At 38.1% G+C, this 16,605-nt stretch carries 13 protein-coding genes and 1 rRNA gene; 10 read left to right on the forward strand and 4 right to left on the reverse strand.

Annotated elements, in window-relative coordinates:
• The first annotated feature begins 188 nt into the window (after window positions 1-188).
• Together ntdP and J7E67_RS12860 are read left to right on the forward strand one after the other, a co-directional pair.
• On the forward strand, window positions 189-719 hold the full coding sequence (gene ntdP / locus J7E67_RS12855) for a nucleoside tri-diphosphate phosphatase (protein WP_088085870.1): 531 nt from the start codon (window positions 189-191) through the stop codon (window positions 717-719).
• A gap of 86 nt (window positions 720-805) precedes the next feature.
• Window positions 806-2,572, forward strand: coding sequence for an ABC transporter ATP-binding protein (locus J7E67_RS12860; RefSeq protein ID WP_251026735.1), 1,767 nt, complete (start codon window positions 806-808; stop codon window positions 2,570-2,572).
• Between the two features lie 14 nt (window positions 2,573-2,586).
• On the opposite strand, the gene J7E67_RS12865 is transcribed toward J7E67_RS12860, so the two are convergent.
• The 3 genes from J7E67_RS12865 to J7E67_RS12875 all read right to left on the reverse strand — a co-directional run bounded on the left by J7E67_RS12865 (window position 2,587) and on the right by J7E67_RS12875 (window position 9,976).
• Complete coding sequence (locus J7E67_RS12865) at window positions 2,587-3,660, reverse strand: FUSC family protein (RefSeq protein WP_214717003.1); 1,074 nt, start codon at window positions 3,658-3,660, stop codon at window positions 2,587-2,589.
• A gap of 229 nt (window positions 3,661-3,889) precedes the next feature.
• Window positions 3,890-8,359 (reverse strand): glutamate synthase-related protein, encoded by a 4,470-nt coding sequence (locus J7E67_RS12870; RefSeq protein ID WP_214717050.1) that lies wholly within the window; start codon window positions 8,357-8,359, stop codon window positions 3,890-3,892.
• Between the two features lie 321 nt (window positions 8,360-8,680).
• Complete coding sequence (locus tag J7E67_RS12875) at window positions 8,681-9,976, reverse strand: glutamate-1-semialdehyde 2,1-aminomutase (protein ID WP_214717002.1); 1,296 nt, start codon at window positions 9,974-9,976, stop codon at window positions 8,681-8,683.
• A gap of 160 nt (window positions 9,977-10,136) precedes the next feature.
• On the opposite strand from J7E67_RS12875, the gene J7E67_RS12880 reads away from it, so the two are divergent.
• The 6 genes from J7E67_RS12880 to perR all read left to right on the forward strand — a co-directional run bounded on the left by J7E67_RS12880 (window position 10,137) and on the right by perR (window position 14,591).
• On the forward strand, window positions 10,137-11,144 hold the full coding sequence (locus J7E67_RS12880; RefSeq protein WP_214732045.1) for an ABC transporter ATP-binding protein: 1,008 nt from the start codon (window positions 10,137-10,139) through the stop codon (window positions 11,142-11,144).
• Window positions 11,145-11,936 (forward strand): ABC transporter permease, encoded by a 792-nt coding sequence (locus J7E67_RS12885; RefSeq protein WP_214717000.1) that lies wholly within the window; start codon window positions 11,145-11,147, stop codon window positions 11,934-11,936.
• Window positions 11,937-11,939: 3 nt separating this feature from the next.
• Window positions 11,940-12,725, forward strand: a complete 786-nt coding sequence (locus tag J7E67_RS12890; RefSeq protein ID WP_214716999.1) for an ABC transporter permease — start codon at window positions 11,940-11,942, stop codon at window positions 12,723-12,725.
• Between the two features lie 71 nt (window positions 12,726-12,796).
• The gene (locus J7E67_RS12895; protein WP_214716998.1) at window positions 12,797-13,195 is read left to right on the forward strand and encodes an ion channel; all 399 of its coding nucleotides are present in this window, start codon (window positions 12,797-12,799) and stop codon (window positions 13,193-13,195) included.
• A 79-nt stretch (window positions 13,196-13,274) separates the two neighbouring features.
• Window positions 13,275-13,745 (forward strand): thioredoxin-dependent thiol peroxidase, encoded by a 471-nt coding sequence (bcp, locus tag J7E67_RS12900; protein WP_214732047.1) that lies wholly within the window; start codon window positions 13,275-13,277, stop codon window positions 13,743-13,745.
• Between the two features lie 408 nt (window positions 13,746-14,153).
• Entirely contained in the window at window positions 14,154-14,591 is a 438-nt protein-coding gene (gene perR, locus J7E67_RS12905) for a peroxide-responsive transcriptional repressor PerR (RefSeq protein WP_026564336.1), read from the forward strand.
• A 112-nt stretch (window positions 14,592-14,703) separates the two neighbouring features.
• Here the strand turns inward: perR and J7E67_RS12910 are convergent, their stop codons facing one another.
• Window positions 14,704-15,048 carry a YgzB family protein gene (locus tag J7E67_RS12910; RefSeq protein WP_088085881.1) on the reverse strand — a complete coding sequence of 115 codons (345 nt, stop codon included), beginning with the start codon at window positions 15,046-15,048 and terminating at the stop codon, window positions 14,704-14,706.
• A 152-nt stretch (window positions 15,049-15,200) separates the two neighbouring features.
• Between J7E67_RS12910 and J7E67_RS12915 the strand changes: the two genes are divergently transcribed.
• Complete coding sequence (locus J7E67_RS12915) at window positions 15,201-16,076, forward strand: nucleotidyltransferase-like protein (RefSeq protein ID WP_214716996.1); 876 nt, start codon at window positions 15,201-15,203, stop codon at window positions 16,074-16,076.
• A 268-nt stretch (window positions 16,077-16,344) separates the two neighbouring features.
• A 16S ribosomal RNA gene (locus tag J7E67_RS12920) occupies window positions 16,345-16,605 on the forward strand; the annotation flags it as partial.

Consider the following 16,605-nt stretch of genomic DNA (forward strand, 5'->3'; position numbering starts at 1 on the left):
ATATCTAAAAAAATTCGCAAATTTTTACAAAGAGCCATCGAAATATGGCTCTTTTGTTTTAAAATCTGTTCCCAACCGTTATAATAATAGAAAATAGGAATTGTACTTTGTTGCCTTTTGTCATTATTTATTTATATATTGTTAAGAATAGGTTACAAAGCGTTCAGGAATGAAGGTAGGGGAGAAACATGGGCGTACCCATCGAAGGTGAACCAATGCAAATACATAGTTATAAGCACAATGGGCACATCCATCGCGTCTGGGAAGAAACAACCGTTTTAAAAGGGACACAAAATTTGGTGATTGGAGGCAATGACCGAACACTTGTGACAGAATCAGATGGCAGGACCTGGATAACAAGAGAACCAGCTATTTGTTATTTTCATTCACAATATTGGTTCAATGTGATTGGAATGATCCGTGAGGATGGTATCTATTATTACTGTAATATCAGTTCACCATTTATATTTGATGGCGAAGCACTAAAGTATATTGATTATGACCTTGATATAAAGGTGTTTCCTGATATGACCTTTAATTTATTAGACGAGGATGAGTATGAACGTCATCGCCGGGAAATGAATTATCCAGCTCCTATCGATCAAATCCTAAAAAGAAATGTTGACAAGTTGATTCAATGGATTCGGCAGCGGAATGGCCCTTTTGCACCAGATTTTATCGATATCTGGTACGAACGTTATTTAACATACAGACGTTAGATGGCAATTAGAATTATATGCGCCTGTTGATTTGGTCAACAGGTTTTTATTTGCTTTTTAATGAAGATTCCGAAAGGAGGACCAACTTGAACAGTATTCGCAGGTATCTTCAATTTGTAAAACCATACCGTTTGCAAGTAATTGGGACAATTATCATTGGAGTAATCAAATTTTCCATTCCACTAATGATTCCGATGCTGATTAAATATGTTGTCGATGACATTGTTGGAAGTCCTACCCTATCCCACGGTGAAAAAATGGATAAACTGATGTTCATTATGGGTGTAATGATAGTAATCTTTGTCATCGTGAGGCCGCCAATCGAATATTATCGGCAATATTTTGCCCAGTGGACGTCCAGTAAAATATTATATGATATTCGGGATACGATGTACACACATATCCAAAAGTTAAGCTTTAGGTATTTTTCAAATACCCGTGCTGGAGAAATTATATCACGAGTCATCAATGATGTTGAGCAAACGAAGACATTTGTCATTTCAGGATTAATGAACCTTTGGCTGGATATAGCCACAATTATTATTGCAATTATTCTTATGTTTTCTATGAATGTTAAGCTGACGTTTGTTTCGATTTTGCTGTTTCCACTCTACGCCTTCTCGATTAGATTTTTCTTTGGGAATTTACGGATATTGACACGTTCGCGCTCACAGGCCCTAGCCGAAGTCCAGGCCTATTTACATGAGCGGGTGCAAGGGATGCCCGTAATCAAGAGCTTTGCGATTGAAGACTATGAACAAGGCCAATTTGATAAGCAGAATAAAAACTTCTTAGAAAAGGCATTACAGCATACAAGCTGGAATGCGAAAGCCTTTTCGACTGTTAATACCATTACGGATGTTGCCCCATTAATAGTCATTGGCTATTCTGCTTACCTCGTTATTCAAGGTCAACTATCACTAGGGACAATGGTTGCGTTTTTTGCCTATATTGATAAACTTTACAATCCATTAAGGAGATTGGTTAATTCTTCCACCACTATTACTCAATCGTTTGCATCTATGGATCGGGTATTTGAATTTTTGGATGAGAAGTATGATATCGTGGATATACCTAATGCGAGAGAATGCAGCGAGGTACACGGGGACATTTCGTTTGAGAATGTTTATTTTTCTTATGAAAAAAAAGAGGAAATGGTTTTGGCAAATATTACTTTAGATGTAAAAAGGGGAGAAACGATAGCGCTCGTAGGAATGAGCGGCGGCGGGAAATCCACACTTGTTAGTCTGATTCCCCGTTTTTACGACGTGACCGAAGGAAGCATCACTTTAGACGGGGTAGACATCCGTCAATTTAAGGTTCAAACTCTGAGAGACAAAATTGGTGTGGTTTTTCAGGATAATATTTTATTTAGTGAATCGGTTATGGATAATATTTTATTAGGAAAACCAAGTGCTTCTGCTGAAGAGGTATACATGGCTGCAAAAGCGGCTAATGCCGATGAGTTTATCTTAAACCTGTCAGAAGGGTATAACACCAAGGTAGGCGAACGCGGGGTTAAGCTTTCTGGAGGTCAGAAACAACGAGTTGCGATTGCCCGTGTCTTTTTGAAAAATCCACCTATCTTAATTCTTGATGAAGCAACCTCTGCACTAGATTTAGAGAGTGAGCATGCTATACAAGAATCACTCAAGGAGTTAGCCAAGGATAGGACTACCTTTATTGTTGCACACCGATTGTCAACGATTACTCACGCAAATCGAATTGTCCTGATTGAACATGGTCAAATTGTAGAAGTCGGAACACATGACGAGTTGATGGCGAAGCAAGGAAATTATTACAAACTTTTTCAAGTGCAGCAGTTAGAACAAAAAGAAACCGAAGCAGAGTAATTTGCTTCGGTTTTTTATATACTTTCTTCGTCGATCGAGACTTCATTATGATGATACGAATGGAAGCTTGTAATCAGTGTATCAAGATGTTCTACCTGTTCACCATAATCAATAATCGAAGCAACAATTTGCATTGTATGATAATGAAGTGGATTATCATGGTCGGCAATTTCTTGCTGGTGGAGTAAAAATAAATCAAATAATTCCTTTTTATTTAAGCAGATCGTATTTTCATTATCGGCAGGAGGGTTTGGTATTTTACCAATAAATCTAAGCATGAGCTGTTCATGATGGTAAATTAGGCAGTCTAATTGTTCCTGTATCGATTGTTGGAATTTTTCTGGAAGGTGTAATAATTCATTCTCAAAACGATGAAGTCTTTTTAAAGTATCAAGTGCCTTTTTTGCAGCAGAATGCATTTGCCGATAAATAACAAGCTTACGTGACTTTTCCAGACTATTTTTCTTAAAATAACTGCGTTCTTCTTTGTACATACTGTAGAACTGGCCCATTTGAATGATATTCTCTTTTAATTTATCAATATCTGTTTTGAGAAGATTATGATCGAAGTCATGCCGGGTGCTTAAACGGATCCATCTAATAATTTCTTCCGTTGTGCTCGTCATTCTAAAATAAAGTTTATTTTCATACTTTGGCGGCATAAATACTAGATTGACTAAAAATGCAGAAAAGACCCCAATCATGATGGTAGAAAAACGGATCCCGGCAAATGGTATGAAATCGCCACCTGGTGTTTCCATTATGGATATTAACGTAACAAGTGATAAACCAATCGTATTTTCGAGTTTAAGCTTTAAATTAATGCCAATCACAATAATAGCAGCCAAGCCAATGACAATAATATGATTTCCTAACAGAAGTACAAAAACCACTGCAAGTAAAGCACCAATGATATTTCCTTGAATTTGTTCAATGATTGTTAAATAGGAGCGATAAATGGTCGGTTGTATCGCAAATATGGCAGCAATGCCGGCGAATACCGGTGAGGGTGAATGTAATAACTGACCTAAGTAAAGGGATAACACAATAGCAATTCCCGTTTTTAAGATGCGGGCACCTAACTTCATTCCAAATAGTTTCCTTTCAAAAATAAAAATATAGTTTATGGCAGCCCCAGGTAACAGTTTTACATCGAAAACAGAACTGGCGCTTTTTCAATCAGCAATAAGTTACTATACATTGATTATCATATATTATCAAGAGAAATAATATGAATTTATTTTTCATTTTTTACAGGAGAATGTCATATAAAAAAACGCCCGCTAGAGCAGCGGACGTTACTATTAGTATTCTTGATCATTCTGTTGATACAGCTGGATCTGCTTGTTCTTTGACAGGAAGAACCTGCACAAATTGATTTTCAAGATCAGTTAAAAGTACACGAAGTTGATTAGCTTCGTCAGCCTGACCATTCTGTTCAAGCAAGTCAGTATACTTGGTTAATAGCTCGTTAATATCCTGTTTGCCTTTTTCGTTTAGATCAACAACTGAAACCTTAGCTCCTTTTGCAATCCTTCTTTGAATGGCTTCTTTCGTTAATCCCATCTCAGGCTGCTGGCGAATATAGATAACCCCGCCCGTCATTCCTGCACAAATCCATGGTCCTGGGTCTCCCAGTACAAGGCCGCGGCCATTAGTCATGTATTCAAAGGCAAAACCTTTAATATTAGCATTTGAACCAATGTTACCTGCTTCTTTTTCTGGAAGTGGCTTCTTAACAGCACCGCCAATAATTAAGTCAGCACCTGAAAGTCTAATCCCTGCACGTGCATCGGCATTTCCTTGTGCTACAAGAAGACCTTTTTGAGCACCATATCCAAACCCTTTTCCGACGGAACCGTTGTAATAATTTCCATCTTTACCCTTGGATTTTAGGATATAGATATTTCCACCAAAAGAAGTCTTTCCGACACCGTCCTGACCTCCGCCATTCACAGTAATGTCAATTCCTTCACTATTATAAGCACCTAAACCATTTCCAGGAATGGAACCACCCTTATATTTAAGTTGTACGGATGGAAGTTGCTTGTATGAACCATCAAGTCTTCCACGAACACGATGACATGAAACACGGCTACCTAGCACACGTTGTTCAGAAGTGACACTTGCAAATTCGCGAGATGAGTGTAACTGATCGACACTGCCATCAAGATACTCTGCACCCACTGCAACCTGCATTTGAACTTCTTCAATTGATTTAGATGCTTCTGTTTTTGCAAATTGGCTAATTTCTAGCGGCTTTAACAAATAGGAGAGGCTAAGCTGGCCTTGGCCTTTCATTTGCTCTAATAAATCAGAACGTCCAACAGCATCCTGTAAATTGCGAATACCAACCGATGCTGCAATTGACTTCAACTCTGTCCCAAAGGCTGTGAAGAGATTCATAATTCCCTGCACTGCTAATTCTAATTGGCGTGGAACAAAACGTCGTAAGCCATGCTCCTTTGCTTGTGCTTCTGATTCAATTTGTGTCGCGATACCAACATGACAGGTATCTAAATGGCAACCACGGCAAGTCGTACAACCAATTGCCAGCATTGAAAGCGTACCGAAACCAACTCGGTTTGCACCAAGGAGCATGATCTTCATAACGTCCATGGCACTCTTCATACCACCATCAGCCCAGATTTCTACTTTATGGCGAAGGCCGCTTTCAAGTAGGGCATTATGTGCTGCTTTTACACCAATTTCTACAGGTAAACCAACATGCTGAAGGGCATGTATTCTGGCTGCACCAGTACCGCCATCGAAGCCGCTCAAGGTGATAATGTCTGCACCAGCTTTGGCAATACCGACAGCAATCGTTCCGATATTCGGTACAACTGGAACCTTAACAGCAATTTTTGCTTGATCGTTTGCCGTTTTTAATTCAAGAATCATTTGTGCTAAATCTTCAATTGAGTAGATATCATGGTTGTTTGATGGTGAGATCAAATCAGAACCAAGTGTTGCATTACGTGCTTCTGCAACCTTCGCAGTTACCTTTGACCCTGGTAAGTGACCGCCTTCACCAGGCTTAGCGCCTTGCCCAATTTTGATTTCTAATAAATTCGAAGAGTTAAGTAGTTCAGCATTTACGCCAAATCTTCCAGAGGCAATCTGCTGACCTCTTGTTTTTGGATATTTGCCAAGCATATCTTTGATTTCTCCGCCTTCACCATTTAGACTAATCATGTTTAACCGGTCTGCTCCTTCAGCATAAGCTCTGAAGGCTGTTTCATTCTGAGAACCAAATGACATCGAAGAAATAAGAAACGGTAAATCATGGTCCCCAACACGAAGATTAACCTCATCAGGTGAGAGAGATTTATGACTCTTTTTAAGTTGAACTAAATGGCGAATCGTTGTTGGATTCTCCGTTTCTTGTTCGGAGATTTTATCACGATAACTACTGTAGTCACCAGTAGCAGCCACTTCACCAATTGCCTTCCAAATACGTGGGAAGAGATGGAAAGTCTTTCCGACTCTTTCCTTTTCACTATGGTAATCTTCTGCTCTAGACAAAGCATCCATCTTCATCGCTTCAAAATCAGTCTCAAGTTCCTTCGAGCCAAAAAAGTTAACGATGTTTAATAGGCTAGCGATTTCCTCATGTAATCCGATACTTGAGAAAAGGCGACCGTAACCTCTCAGTTCGTGAATGCCTATTGTTGAAATTACTTTTTCTAATCCTTTTGTCAAAGCACTATATAGATTGGTTAAAGGCTTAGTTGTCTCGTCTAGAACCGTTAAGAACATGTAATATGGGCTAATTAAATCTGCACCTAATCCAAAAGCAGTGATAATGTCATGAAGTGATCGTATAGCTCCAGAACGTAGAACTAAAGAACAATCCCTTCTTATTTCTGCCTTAACTAGTGCTTGATCAATCGCAGATGTTACTAAGTGCGGATCAATCCAATAGGAATCTTCTTGGTGTGCTTTTGCATCATCAAGAACAAGTAATGTTTTTCCAGCCTGAACTGCTTGAACTGCTTCATTTGCAAGTCTTTCTAATGCAAGCTCTAACTTTTCTTCTTTTTTGAAGGTCGTAGATATAAAGGTTACTAACTTTTGTTCCTGAAAATGGTGGACAACTTGATCAAAACTTGGCTGATCTAAACTTTCAGATAGGCTGTAGCCAGCTTTTCCTTCCAATAATAGAGGAGTTGTTAGTTCGATTACAGTTTCACTATTTTCTTTATTGAATAATGTTGGACGCTTACCAATAATTACACGTGTGGAAAAATGTTCTGTTTCACGGTCTCTATCAATAGCAGGATTCGTTACAACGGCAACACTTTCTTTAAAATAATCGGCAATATTTTTACGCTCTGGGTTAAGCGCAGCAAGTGGGGCATCGTGGCCAAGTGAACGAATCGGTTCCACACCTTTTTCTGCCATTTGTTCGATTAATTGGATATGATCTCGTTCCCAGCCAAAAGCTTTATATTGTCCATTATGGATTTTATCAGGATAATTCATCGTAACTGTTTTACCTAAAGCTGGTGGTAGCAAACGCACCCTAACCTCACTGAAATTTAACTTTTCAGAAAAACGGGTGTAGACCTCATTCTGAAAACGAGCTTGTTCAAATACTTCTAACGTTTCACCGTTCCATTTAAAGCCAACCTTTTCACCTGGTGCTAAAGGCTTCGGATCGTTCGTATATTCGCTTGAAGAAATGATTCCTGGTTCTGAAGAAAACAGATAAGAACTATCAATTTCAAGCATCCAAAGCGGACGAAGACCAAGAGCATCCACACTAAATACTGCTTCATCACCAAATCGAGAAATAATACCTGCAGGTCCTTGGGCAAAGTGTCCCCATGCTTCCCTTAAATAGGTATATAGATCTTGGAGATTTTCAGGATATGCCTTAATTTCATTGATAATTGGCGGGAATAAAACATCCATTGCTTCAAATAATGAAAATCCTTCGCGGCAAATCAATGTTTCCATTGTACGGCTTAAATCTTGGGAGTCACTGCCATCTTTGACAAGCGGTACACCAATCATTTTTGCTTCATCACGAAGCTTTGCAATGGTATTAATCTCCCCATTATGCCCGAGAACACTAAACGGCTGTACCCGGAAAAAGCTTGAAAGTGTATTCGTAGAATAGCGATTATGTCCGAGTGTCATGGTTGAAGCAACAAGTGGATTCGCAAGGTCATAATAGTAACGTGGAAGAATATCCCCAGCCCCCATAACCTTATAAACCACATGGTTCTGACTTAGTGAAGCCACATGGACATGCTCGTTTGTTTCTAAATCAACTAATGCATCGAAAAGGGATTTTGATAATTCCTGCCCTTTTTTTGTGGAAAGACAGGCAAATTGCCAAAAAACAGGGTTTTCCTGAATGGCAATGGGACCAAGTGCAGAAGTGTCCGTAACCTTATCAGTTTCATAAATTAAATCAAAGTCGTATTTTTCCAACTTCTTAATTAATTCTTGTTTGGTAGTTTCCCAGTTTACCTTTTGACTAATGAAAACATGACCAACAGCAAATTCTTCTTTTTCAGCTAGTGAGGGTTCCTGGCCAGCCTGAAGCAATTTTTCTTTCCAAAGCTCGACAGGGATATCGGTATGAATGCCAACGCCATCGCCTTCACCGTTAATAAAACCTGCGCGATGATTCATTGTCACAAGAGCGTCTATACAATCAAATATATTTTTTCTAGTTGGGCTCTTAGTTTTTTCAAGGCATGCGACAATCCCGCAGGCATCGTGTTCTTGTTTATGGAAATCTTTGAAAAGGGAAGGGGTCCATTTTTGTGTCATCTTATTAGGCTTTAGCATATATCTGCTAAGGCCTCTTTCACCTCCTATGAAACTTAAAGTTTGAGAATATAGTGTTTGTAGATAGTTTTCGGTTGTTACTTTAACGAGGTATAAAGTTAAAAAGTATATCTAAAAATAATAATATAATAGTATCATAAGAATTTTCAGAAATCAAATAAATATGCAGTAATTTGGATAAGAAAATAGTGGTTAAAAGGTGTAGGATAAATGAGGGAACATCTTATTGTAAACGTTTTCAAGATGATTTTTTAAAAAAAAGGGAGTGATTTCCACTCCTTTTTGTGCATAAAATGTGCATATTTATTCGTTGTTAAGTGAGAAAAATGCATTTCTTACCGCATGTAGTGTTGCTTCAACATCTGCTTCAGTATGAGCGATTGTCAAGAACCATGCTTCATATTTGGATGGAGCAAGGTTTATTCCTTGATGGAGCATATGTTTAAAGAACTTTGCAAATGTTTCACCGTTTGTGTTTTCAGCTTGTACATAGTTTTCGATTTTTTCATTTGTAAAATAAACAGTTAACGCACCCTTCAAACGATTAATGGTAATTTGAATATTATTTTCCATAGCTGCCTCTAAAATTCCTTCTTCAAGCATCGCACCTAAACGGTCTAAATAGTCATATATTCCTTCTTGTTTTAAAACCTCTAGACAGGCGATACCTGAAAGGATGGAAGCGGGATTCCCTGCCATTGTCCCTGCCTGATAAGCTGGTCCGAGCGGTGCAACGGTTTCCATAATTTCTTTTCGGCCACCGTAGGCACCAATGGGAAGACCACCGCCAATGATTTTACCTAACACGGTTAGATCCGGCTGGATGCCTAATAAATCTTGAGCACCGCCGTACATAAAGCGGAAGGCCGTGATGACCTCATCATAAATTACAAGTGCGCCTGCTGCATGAGTAATCTCATTAACTTCCTGCAAGAAACCTGGCTTTGGTTCTACAATCCCGAAGTTACCAACAATGGGTTCCACTAATACTGCTGCGATTTGGTCGCCCCATTTAGCAATTGCCTCTTTAAATGGTTCGATATCATTGAAAGGTACCGTTATCACTTCTTGCGCAATACTTTTCGGAACACCCGCAGAATCTGGAGTGCCTAATGTAGATGGCCCCGAGCCTGCTGCAACAAGGACGAGGTCAGAGTGACCGTGATAACAGCCGGCAAATTTAATAATTTTATCTCTGCCAGTGTAGGCACGAGCCACTCGGATCGTTGTCATCACGCCTTCCGTTCCTGAGTTTACGAAACGAATTTTTTCCATAGAAGGAATTGCTTCTTTTAACATTTTCGCAAATTTCACTTCATGAGGTGTTGGAGTACCATAAAGGACGCCGCTTTCTGCTGCACGTTTGATTGCCTCTGTGATATGTGGGTGGGCATGACCGGTAATAATGGGCCCATATGCTGCGAGATAATCGATATACTGATTGCCGTCGACATCCCAAAAGTAAGCACCTTGTGCGCGCTCCATTACAACCGGAGCACCTCCGCCAACAGCTTTATAAGAACGAGAGGGGCTGTTAACTCCACCAACAATGTGTTCAAGTGCTTCATTATGTAATCTTTCTGAATTAATAAATTTCATTTTTTTTCCTCCTTAAATTGCTTCCTACCTATTTTATCACTTTTCTTCACCCTCTTAATCTGTTTTCACTTTTGCGAAAATTAATGGGGTGCTTGATTGTTGTTTTATCAACCTCAATTGGCTAAACTAATTCTTTAGGGCATTGTTTCGGGAGGAAAAAATGAAAAATGTGATTGAAGTCAAAAATTTACGAAAAGAGTTTAAGTCATATTCCAGCAGGACAGGTTTAAAAGGGGCGTTTCGGGACTTACTAACAAGAAATTATAAAGTTGTTCCGGCTGTAAATGATATTAATTTTACAGTGAAAAAGGGTGAAATGGTTGGTTATATCGGTGAAAACGGTGCAGGGAAATCAACCACGATTAAAATGCTTACAGGAATTTTAACGCCTTCTTCAGGGCAAATCATCGTTAATGGAATGAATCCTCATAAAGAACGGGAACGATTTGTTCAAACCATTGGAGTTGTTTTCGGACAGCGTTCGCAATTATGGTGGGATATTGCTGTTCAAGAATCCTTTCGCCTTTTGAAAAAGGTGTATAAGGTATCAGATGCAGATTATAACAGCCACATGAATCATGTGATACAAACATTAGATATCGAGCCGCTCTTAGATAAGCCTGTGCGCAAATTATCTCTTGGCCAAAGAATGCGGTGTGAGCTTGCGGCTGCGTTGATTCATAATCCGCCACTATTGTTTTTGGATGAACCGACGATTGGCTTAGATGTACTCGTTAAGTTGAAGATTCGTGATTTTTTAAAAGAAATCAATGAGAAATATCAAACGACAATCCTCTTAACCACACACGATTTAACCGATATTGAGGCATTATGCGAGCGGGTAATTATGCTCGATGAAGGTAAGGTTATTTATGATGGTGCGCTTAAGAATCTTCAGGAGAAATGGGGCGAAGGGAAAGAACTTCAGTTTCAGTTTCTTGAGAAGGTTGGAATTTCTGCCGTGCAAAATCTCACCAGCGGAATGCTTGTTAAGTGGGACCTTGACGAAAAAGAGCAAATCTTTACAGCCACACTTGAAGATAATGATGAACTTATTTCACAAGTAATTGCCAAAGTAGTAGCTGCATTTAAAATTAAAGATATTAAAATAAACGAAACATCTACAGAAGAAATCATTCGAAATATCTATGAAAAGGGTGCAGTTTAAGTGGATAAATACCTTGAAATGATTAGAATCCGCTTTTTAATGATGCTTGCATACCGAACCAATTATTACACAGGAATTCTAATCTATAGCATAAACATTGGGGCCTATTATTTTTTATGGTCGGCGATCTATGGTTCTAAGGAACATATTGTTGGTTTATCTGTCACTCAGATGACCACATATGTAGCTGTCTCCTGGATGGCGCGAGCATTTTACTTCAACAATCTAGATCGTGAAATGGCATTAGAAATTATGGAAGGTAAAGTGGCTATTGAATTAATCAGGCCCTATAATTATCTTGGAATGAAAACGATGCAAGGACTGGGGGAAGGGATTTTCAGGTTATTCTTTTTTTCTGGACCGGGAATGATCATTGTTTACTTCGTCTTTCCTATTAAATTTACATGGGATCCAAGTGTCTGGGGATTGTTTGCGCTCTCGATCCTGTTAAGTTTTTTTATTAATACGGAACTGAATTTATTAACTGGGATTACTACTTTCTTCTTATATAATAACTCTGGGCTAATTCGGGCAAAACGTGTCGTTATTGATTTATTTTCAGGGCTGCTACTGCCGATTAGTTTTTTTCCAGGCTGGGCACAGGATGTGATGAAATATCTTCCCTTTCAAGGAATCAGTTATTTTCCCAGTATGATTGTTACTAAAGGTTTTTCCCATACCCAGGCACTCGAAGCAATTTCTCAACAATTTGTTTGGGTAATCATATTATTTTTTCCAATCCAAATTCTTTGGATTTTGGCGAAGAAACAACTGATTATTCAAGGGGGGTAAGAGTTGTTTTATATATCTATGTTTTTTCAATATATATCTCAATATTTAAAAACGAGACTTCAATATCGAGCAGATATATTTGTAGAGTTTTTCTCTGATTTACTATCACAAGCAATAAACCTTATTTTCATATTGGTCGTCTTTGGACATACCAATTTGTTAAATGGCTGGAACAGGGATGAAATCATATTTATCTATGGATTTTTTCTAGTACCTTCCGCAGTCTTTTCTGCCTTCTTTAACATTTGGGATTTTAATGAGCGCTATATAGTTAAGGGGGAGCTGGATCGTATCTTAACAAGGCCGATACACAGTCTCTTTCAAATTATCCTTGAACGAATTGAATTGGAATCATTGTTAGGGGCATTAACAGGACTTGCTGTTATGTTTTATGCGGGGAGTCGATTGGGACTGGAAGTCCATTGGTTCGATCCAATCTTTTTTATTGTTTTTGTCCTCGGTGGGGCATTGGTTTATGGTGGAGTTTTCATCATGATTGCCTGCATTAGCTTTTGGGCAGATGCGCGTACATCTCTTATGCCGATGATGTACAATATTAGCAACTATGGCAGGTACCCAGTTAATATCTATAATAAACTAATTCGTTTTGTACTAACATGGGTGATGCCATTTGCCTTTGTTGGTGTTTATCCTGCTGCCTTTTTCCTTGGAAAAAAAGAATGGTTTTGGTATTCGTTCTTAACACCTGTGATGGGAATTGTTTTTTTCGTACTTTCCGTAATGCTTTGGAATCAAGGAGTAAAAAAATACCGAGGTGCGGGCAATTAACTAGAATTTGATATTTTATTGGTCAAGCGTGCATAGAAATTAAATACCAGATGTTAAAATAGAGGTGGTCTGTGGTGTTTTTTTTCTTGCTTCCAATCGTCATCTTTTGCATCTTTATGAGTTTAAGGACGCTTTTTATTCCAAATACCGTAAAAGGTAAATTGGTATCAATTGATAATTTTTTGTATTTAGGTTCTGTGTATTTGACTGTCATTATTGGTTTTGGTCTTATTTATTTGCTTTTTGAATTAATCGGAATGTCATTGTTGATAGAGGTAAATAATCAAAACAAAAATATTTTTGAAACAAGCTTTTACTTTAGTGCAATGACCTTATTTTCAGTTGGGAATGGCGATGTCATTCCACAAGGGATAGGAAGAATCCTTACCGTTACAGAGGCGTTGATCGGTTATACACTACCTGCTGCATTTGTTGCCCGCGTTGTTTTTGATCGGGAAAAAGTCAGCTAGTGATGCGGGAGAGTTGTTTTGCCAGCTAGGATTTTGCTACGCTAACGATAAGGAATAATTTACAATGGGAGTGGTAGGGATGACTGTTGAAATCGGAATGCAAGTACCGAATTTTGAGTTAGAAGCCAATAATGGAGAAACAGTAAATCTTTCAAAATTTCGGGGCACAAATGTTGTTATTTATTTTTATCCAAAAGACATGACTCCGGGCTGTACAACCGAAGCATGTGATTTTCGGGATCAAATTCAACAATTTACTGAGGTAAATGCCGTGATTTTGGGAGTCAGTCCGGATCCGGTTGACCGCCATCAGAAATTTGTAGAGAAATATGGTTTGCCATTTTTGCTACTTGCAGATACGGAACATCTTTTAGCGGAAGCATTTGGAGTTTGGAAGTTAAAGAAAAACTTTGGGAAAGAATACATGGGTATAGAAAGATCTACTTTTATTATTGATAAGGAAGGCAAACTCGTCAAAGAATGGAGAAAGGTCAAAGTTAAAGATCATGTAGAAGAGGCTTTATCTTACATACGAGAACAGTTAAGCTGATCTGCTTACTGAAGCCTATTTTGTGCAGAAAAGGCATTTGTCCAATGCAAGAAACGTTAGATTGAATATCATTTTATTAGGGCATACCTCCTCAGATAAACTTTGGGTCCATAGTGGCCCTTTTTTTATGGAAATAAAAAGGATTTCTAAATTTCAATTTATATAAGTGTATATGGGATTTATCATGAAATAAGTTCTAGGTTTGGACTTGCGGTGAGTCATTTAATAATGAAAATTTTCAAGGGAAAGAAATAATTGATAATATTTATCATAAAATACAAACAAACATGGAAAAAGGAAATAAACATTTCCCGTTAATGAGATAACAATATTGACAAAAGTACAAATTACTTAGTAAAATTAATTATAACAATTATAATCTAAGAATACTTTTTAGAAAGAAGGTGCATGGCGATGAATCAGTTAAAAGAAGCGTTGGATACCTTAAAAGAAACAGGGGTACGGATTACTCCGCAGCGTCATGCGATACTTGAATATTTAATAAACTCGATGTCACATCCTACCGCAGATGATATATATAAAGCTCTAGAGGGAAAATTCCCTAATATGAGTGTGGCGACAGTTTACAATAATTTACGAGTATTTCGTGAAGTGGGTCTAGTGAAGGAATTAACTTTTGGAGATGCCTCCAGCCGTTTTGATTTTGTAACATCCCATCATTATCATGTGATATGTGAGAAGTGTGGGAAAATTGTTGACTTCCTTTATCCGGGCTTAGATGAAGTGGAGCACTTAGCATCGCATGTAACCGGCTTTAAAGTCGAGAATCATCGTATGGAAATTTACGGTTCTTGCCCAGAGTGCGCAAGTAAAGAAGTGCATTAAATTGGATGGCGGCTGATTTTTAAAAAATCAGTCTTTTGCTGCAAATAAAAGAGGAAGAAGTAATCCATGGCAGCTATTCTGCAGATTGGTTTACTTCTTCCTCTTTTTATTTTTAGGATTTTTTATTATAGGACTCATCGAATTCCTTGCCTATTAAATTAGGGTCAAGGGTTAATGGCTCACGACAATACATACACATATCCACTCTACCAAGCATTTTAGTATGCTTACCGCAGCTTGGACATTTTACTTGGATGGTTTTTGTAGAAAGCATTCCAATCCAAAAATAAACAATAGTACTGGCAATAATAAAAAGTAGGCCCAAAATCATAAAAATGGTCATAATAAGTGGTGAAGATCGAAAAAAGATACCACCATACATAACAATGAAACCAATGAAAATTAACGATAATGCAAAGGTACGAATTTTATTTATTTTACTCGAATATTTTGCCATGTAACTCCCTCCTAGAGAAAACTATACCATATTTATAAATAGAAAAGAAAAGTCTACGTAGAAGAATGTCGAAATTTGTCTTTGAATAAAGAAGGAGATTTGTTTTCCTTGTCGAACTTATATTGCTACCTGAAAAAAATGGAGGAATGAAGATGGAAGACATCCTTCGGCCTATTTATCAAGAAAGGGCGAGCCAATTAAATACCCTTGGAGTATTAATGGTACAAAAAAAACAAAAGTTAAGCCATATAACAGATTCATTTGATGAAATTCTCTTAGTTCTTGTCAAAGAAGCGGATCAGCCGCTATTCATTAAGCACTATACTTACTACGATAAAAAGGCAGCAATGCATATCATCACAGAAGCGCAGTTGCAAGAGTGGTTATTATTAGGATCGAATCGGAAAATATTTGAATGGCTTCATGAGGCAAAAATCATTTTTGATCGAAACGAATACGTTGCCAATTTAAAAACGGAATTGCGAGAATTTCCTTTTAACGGACGCAAAATAAAAATGGGTTTAGAATTTGCCAAATTGATTCGGCGATATGTGGATGGAAAAGCTTTGTTTGAAGGTCATCAGTTTTTAGATGCATACAACTATGTTGTCCATTCGCTGCACCATCTTGCCAGGTTAGCAATATTAGAAAATGGACTCCATCCAGAACTGACTGTATGGAATCAAGTAAAACAGATTGAACCAGAAATTTATAAACTATACGAAGAACTTGTCTATAGCGAAGAAACGCTTGAGAAAAGACTTGAGCTGCTGTTCCTTGCGAGCGAGTTCATGATCCATTCGAGAACAAATATTGGGACAGTCCATTTGTTAGATATTCTTAGTCGTAAGGAAATTTGGATGTTTAATGAAATTATGAGTGAAGAAGAGTTGCTCCCATACTCAGTCGATTTGGGAGTGCTTCTTGAATATTTAATTGATAAACATTTGATAGAAGTAGTTAATATTGAAACGAAGGGCCAAGGGGTTTTTCATAGAGGTTATCGACTCAATAAAAAATTATCGTAAAAAAACAATAAAACCTATTGACCTTTTCGTTGTTACTTGGTATATTAATAACCGTCGCTGCGAAACAAACTAAATGATGTTTTCGTAAGTGGCGGTTTAAAAAAAGTTATTGACACTTTCAAATGCTTTGTGTTATATTAATAAAGTCGCTTACGAGCGAATGAGAAATTGTTCTTTGAAAACTAAACAAACAAAATCGTGCAAACAAACAAAATTTTTAGTTTCAATTAAGAAACTAAGCCAACGTAACAAAATGAGCTAATCAACTTTCTTGGAGAGTTTGATCCTGGCTCAGGACGAACGCTGGCGGCGTGCCTAATACATGCAAGTCGAGCGAATCAATAGGAGCTTGCTCCTGTTGGTTAGCGGCGGACGGGTGAGTAACACGTGGGCAACCTGCCTGTAAGACTGGGATAACACCGGGAAACCGGTGCTAATACCGGATAATCCTTTTCCTCTCATGAGGAAAAGCTGAAAGTCGGTTTCGGCTGACACTTACAGATGGGCCCGCGGCGCATTAGCTAGTTGG

Source organism: Bacillus sp. ISL-46 (assembly GCF_018613205.1).

Excerpts from the sequence above, each read along its gene's own strand:
- ntdP (WP_088085870.1), top strand. The coding sequence starts at position 189 with ATGGGCGTACCCATCGAAGGTGAACCAATGCAAATACATAGTTATAAG.
- J7E67_RS12865 (WP_214717003.1), bottom strand. The coding sequence starts at position 3,660 with ATGAAGTTAGGTGCCCGCATCTTAAAAACGGGAATTGCTATTGTGTTA.
- J7E67_RS12870 (WP_214717050.1), bottom strand. The coding sequence starts at position 8,359 with ATGACACAAAAATGGACCCCTTCCCTTTTCAAAGATTTCCATAAACAA.
- J7E67_RS12875 (WP_214717002.1), bottom strand. The coding sequence starts at position 9,976 with ATGAAATTTATTAATTCAGAAAGATTACATAATGAAGCACTTGAACAC.
- J7E67_RS12880 (WP_214732045.1), top strand. The coding sequence starts at position 10,137 with ATGAAAAATGTGATTGAAGTCAAAAATTTACGAAAAGAGTTTAAGTCA.
- bcp (WP_214732047.1), top strand. The coding sequence starts at position 13,275 with ATGACTGTTGAAATCGGAATGCAAGTACCGAATTTTGAGTTAGAAGCC.
- perR (WP_026564336.1), top strand. The coding sequence starts at position 14,154 with ATGGCGATGAATCAGTTAAAAGAAGCGTTGGATACCTTAAAAGAAACA.
- J7E67_RS12910 (WP_088085881.1), bottom strand. The coding sequence starts at position 15,048 with ATGGCAAAATATTCGAGTAAAATAAATAAAATTCGTACCTTTGCATTA.
- J7E67_RS12915 (WP_214716996.1), top strand. The coding sequence starts at position 15,201 with ATGGAAGACATCCTTCGGCCTATTTATCAAGAAAGGGCGAGCCAATTA.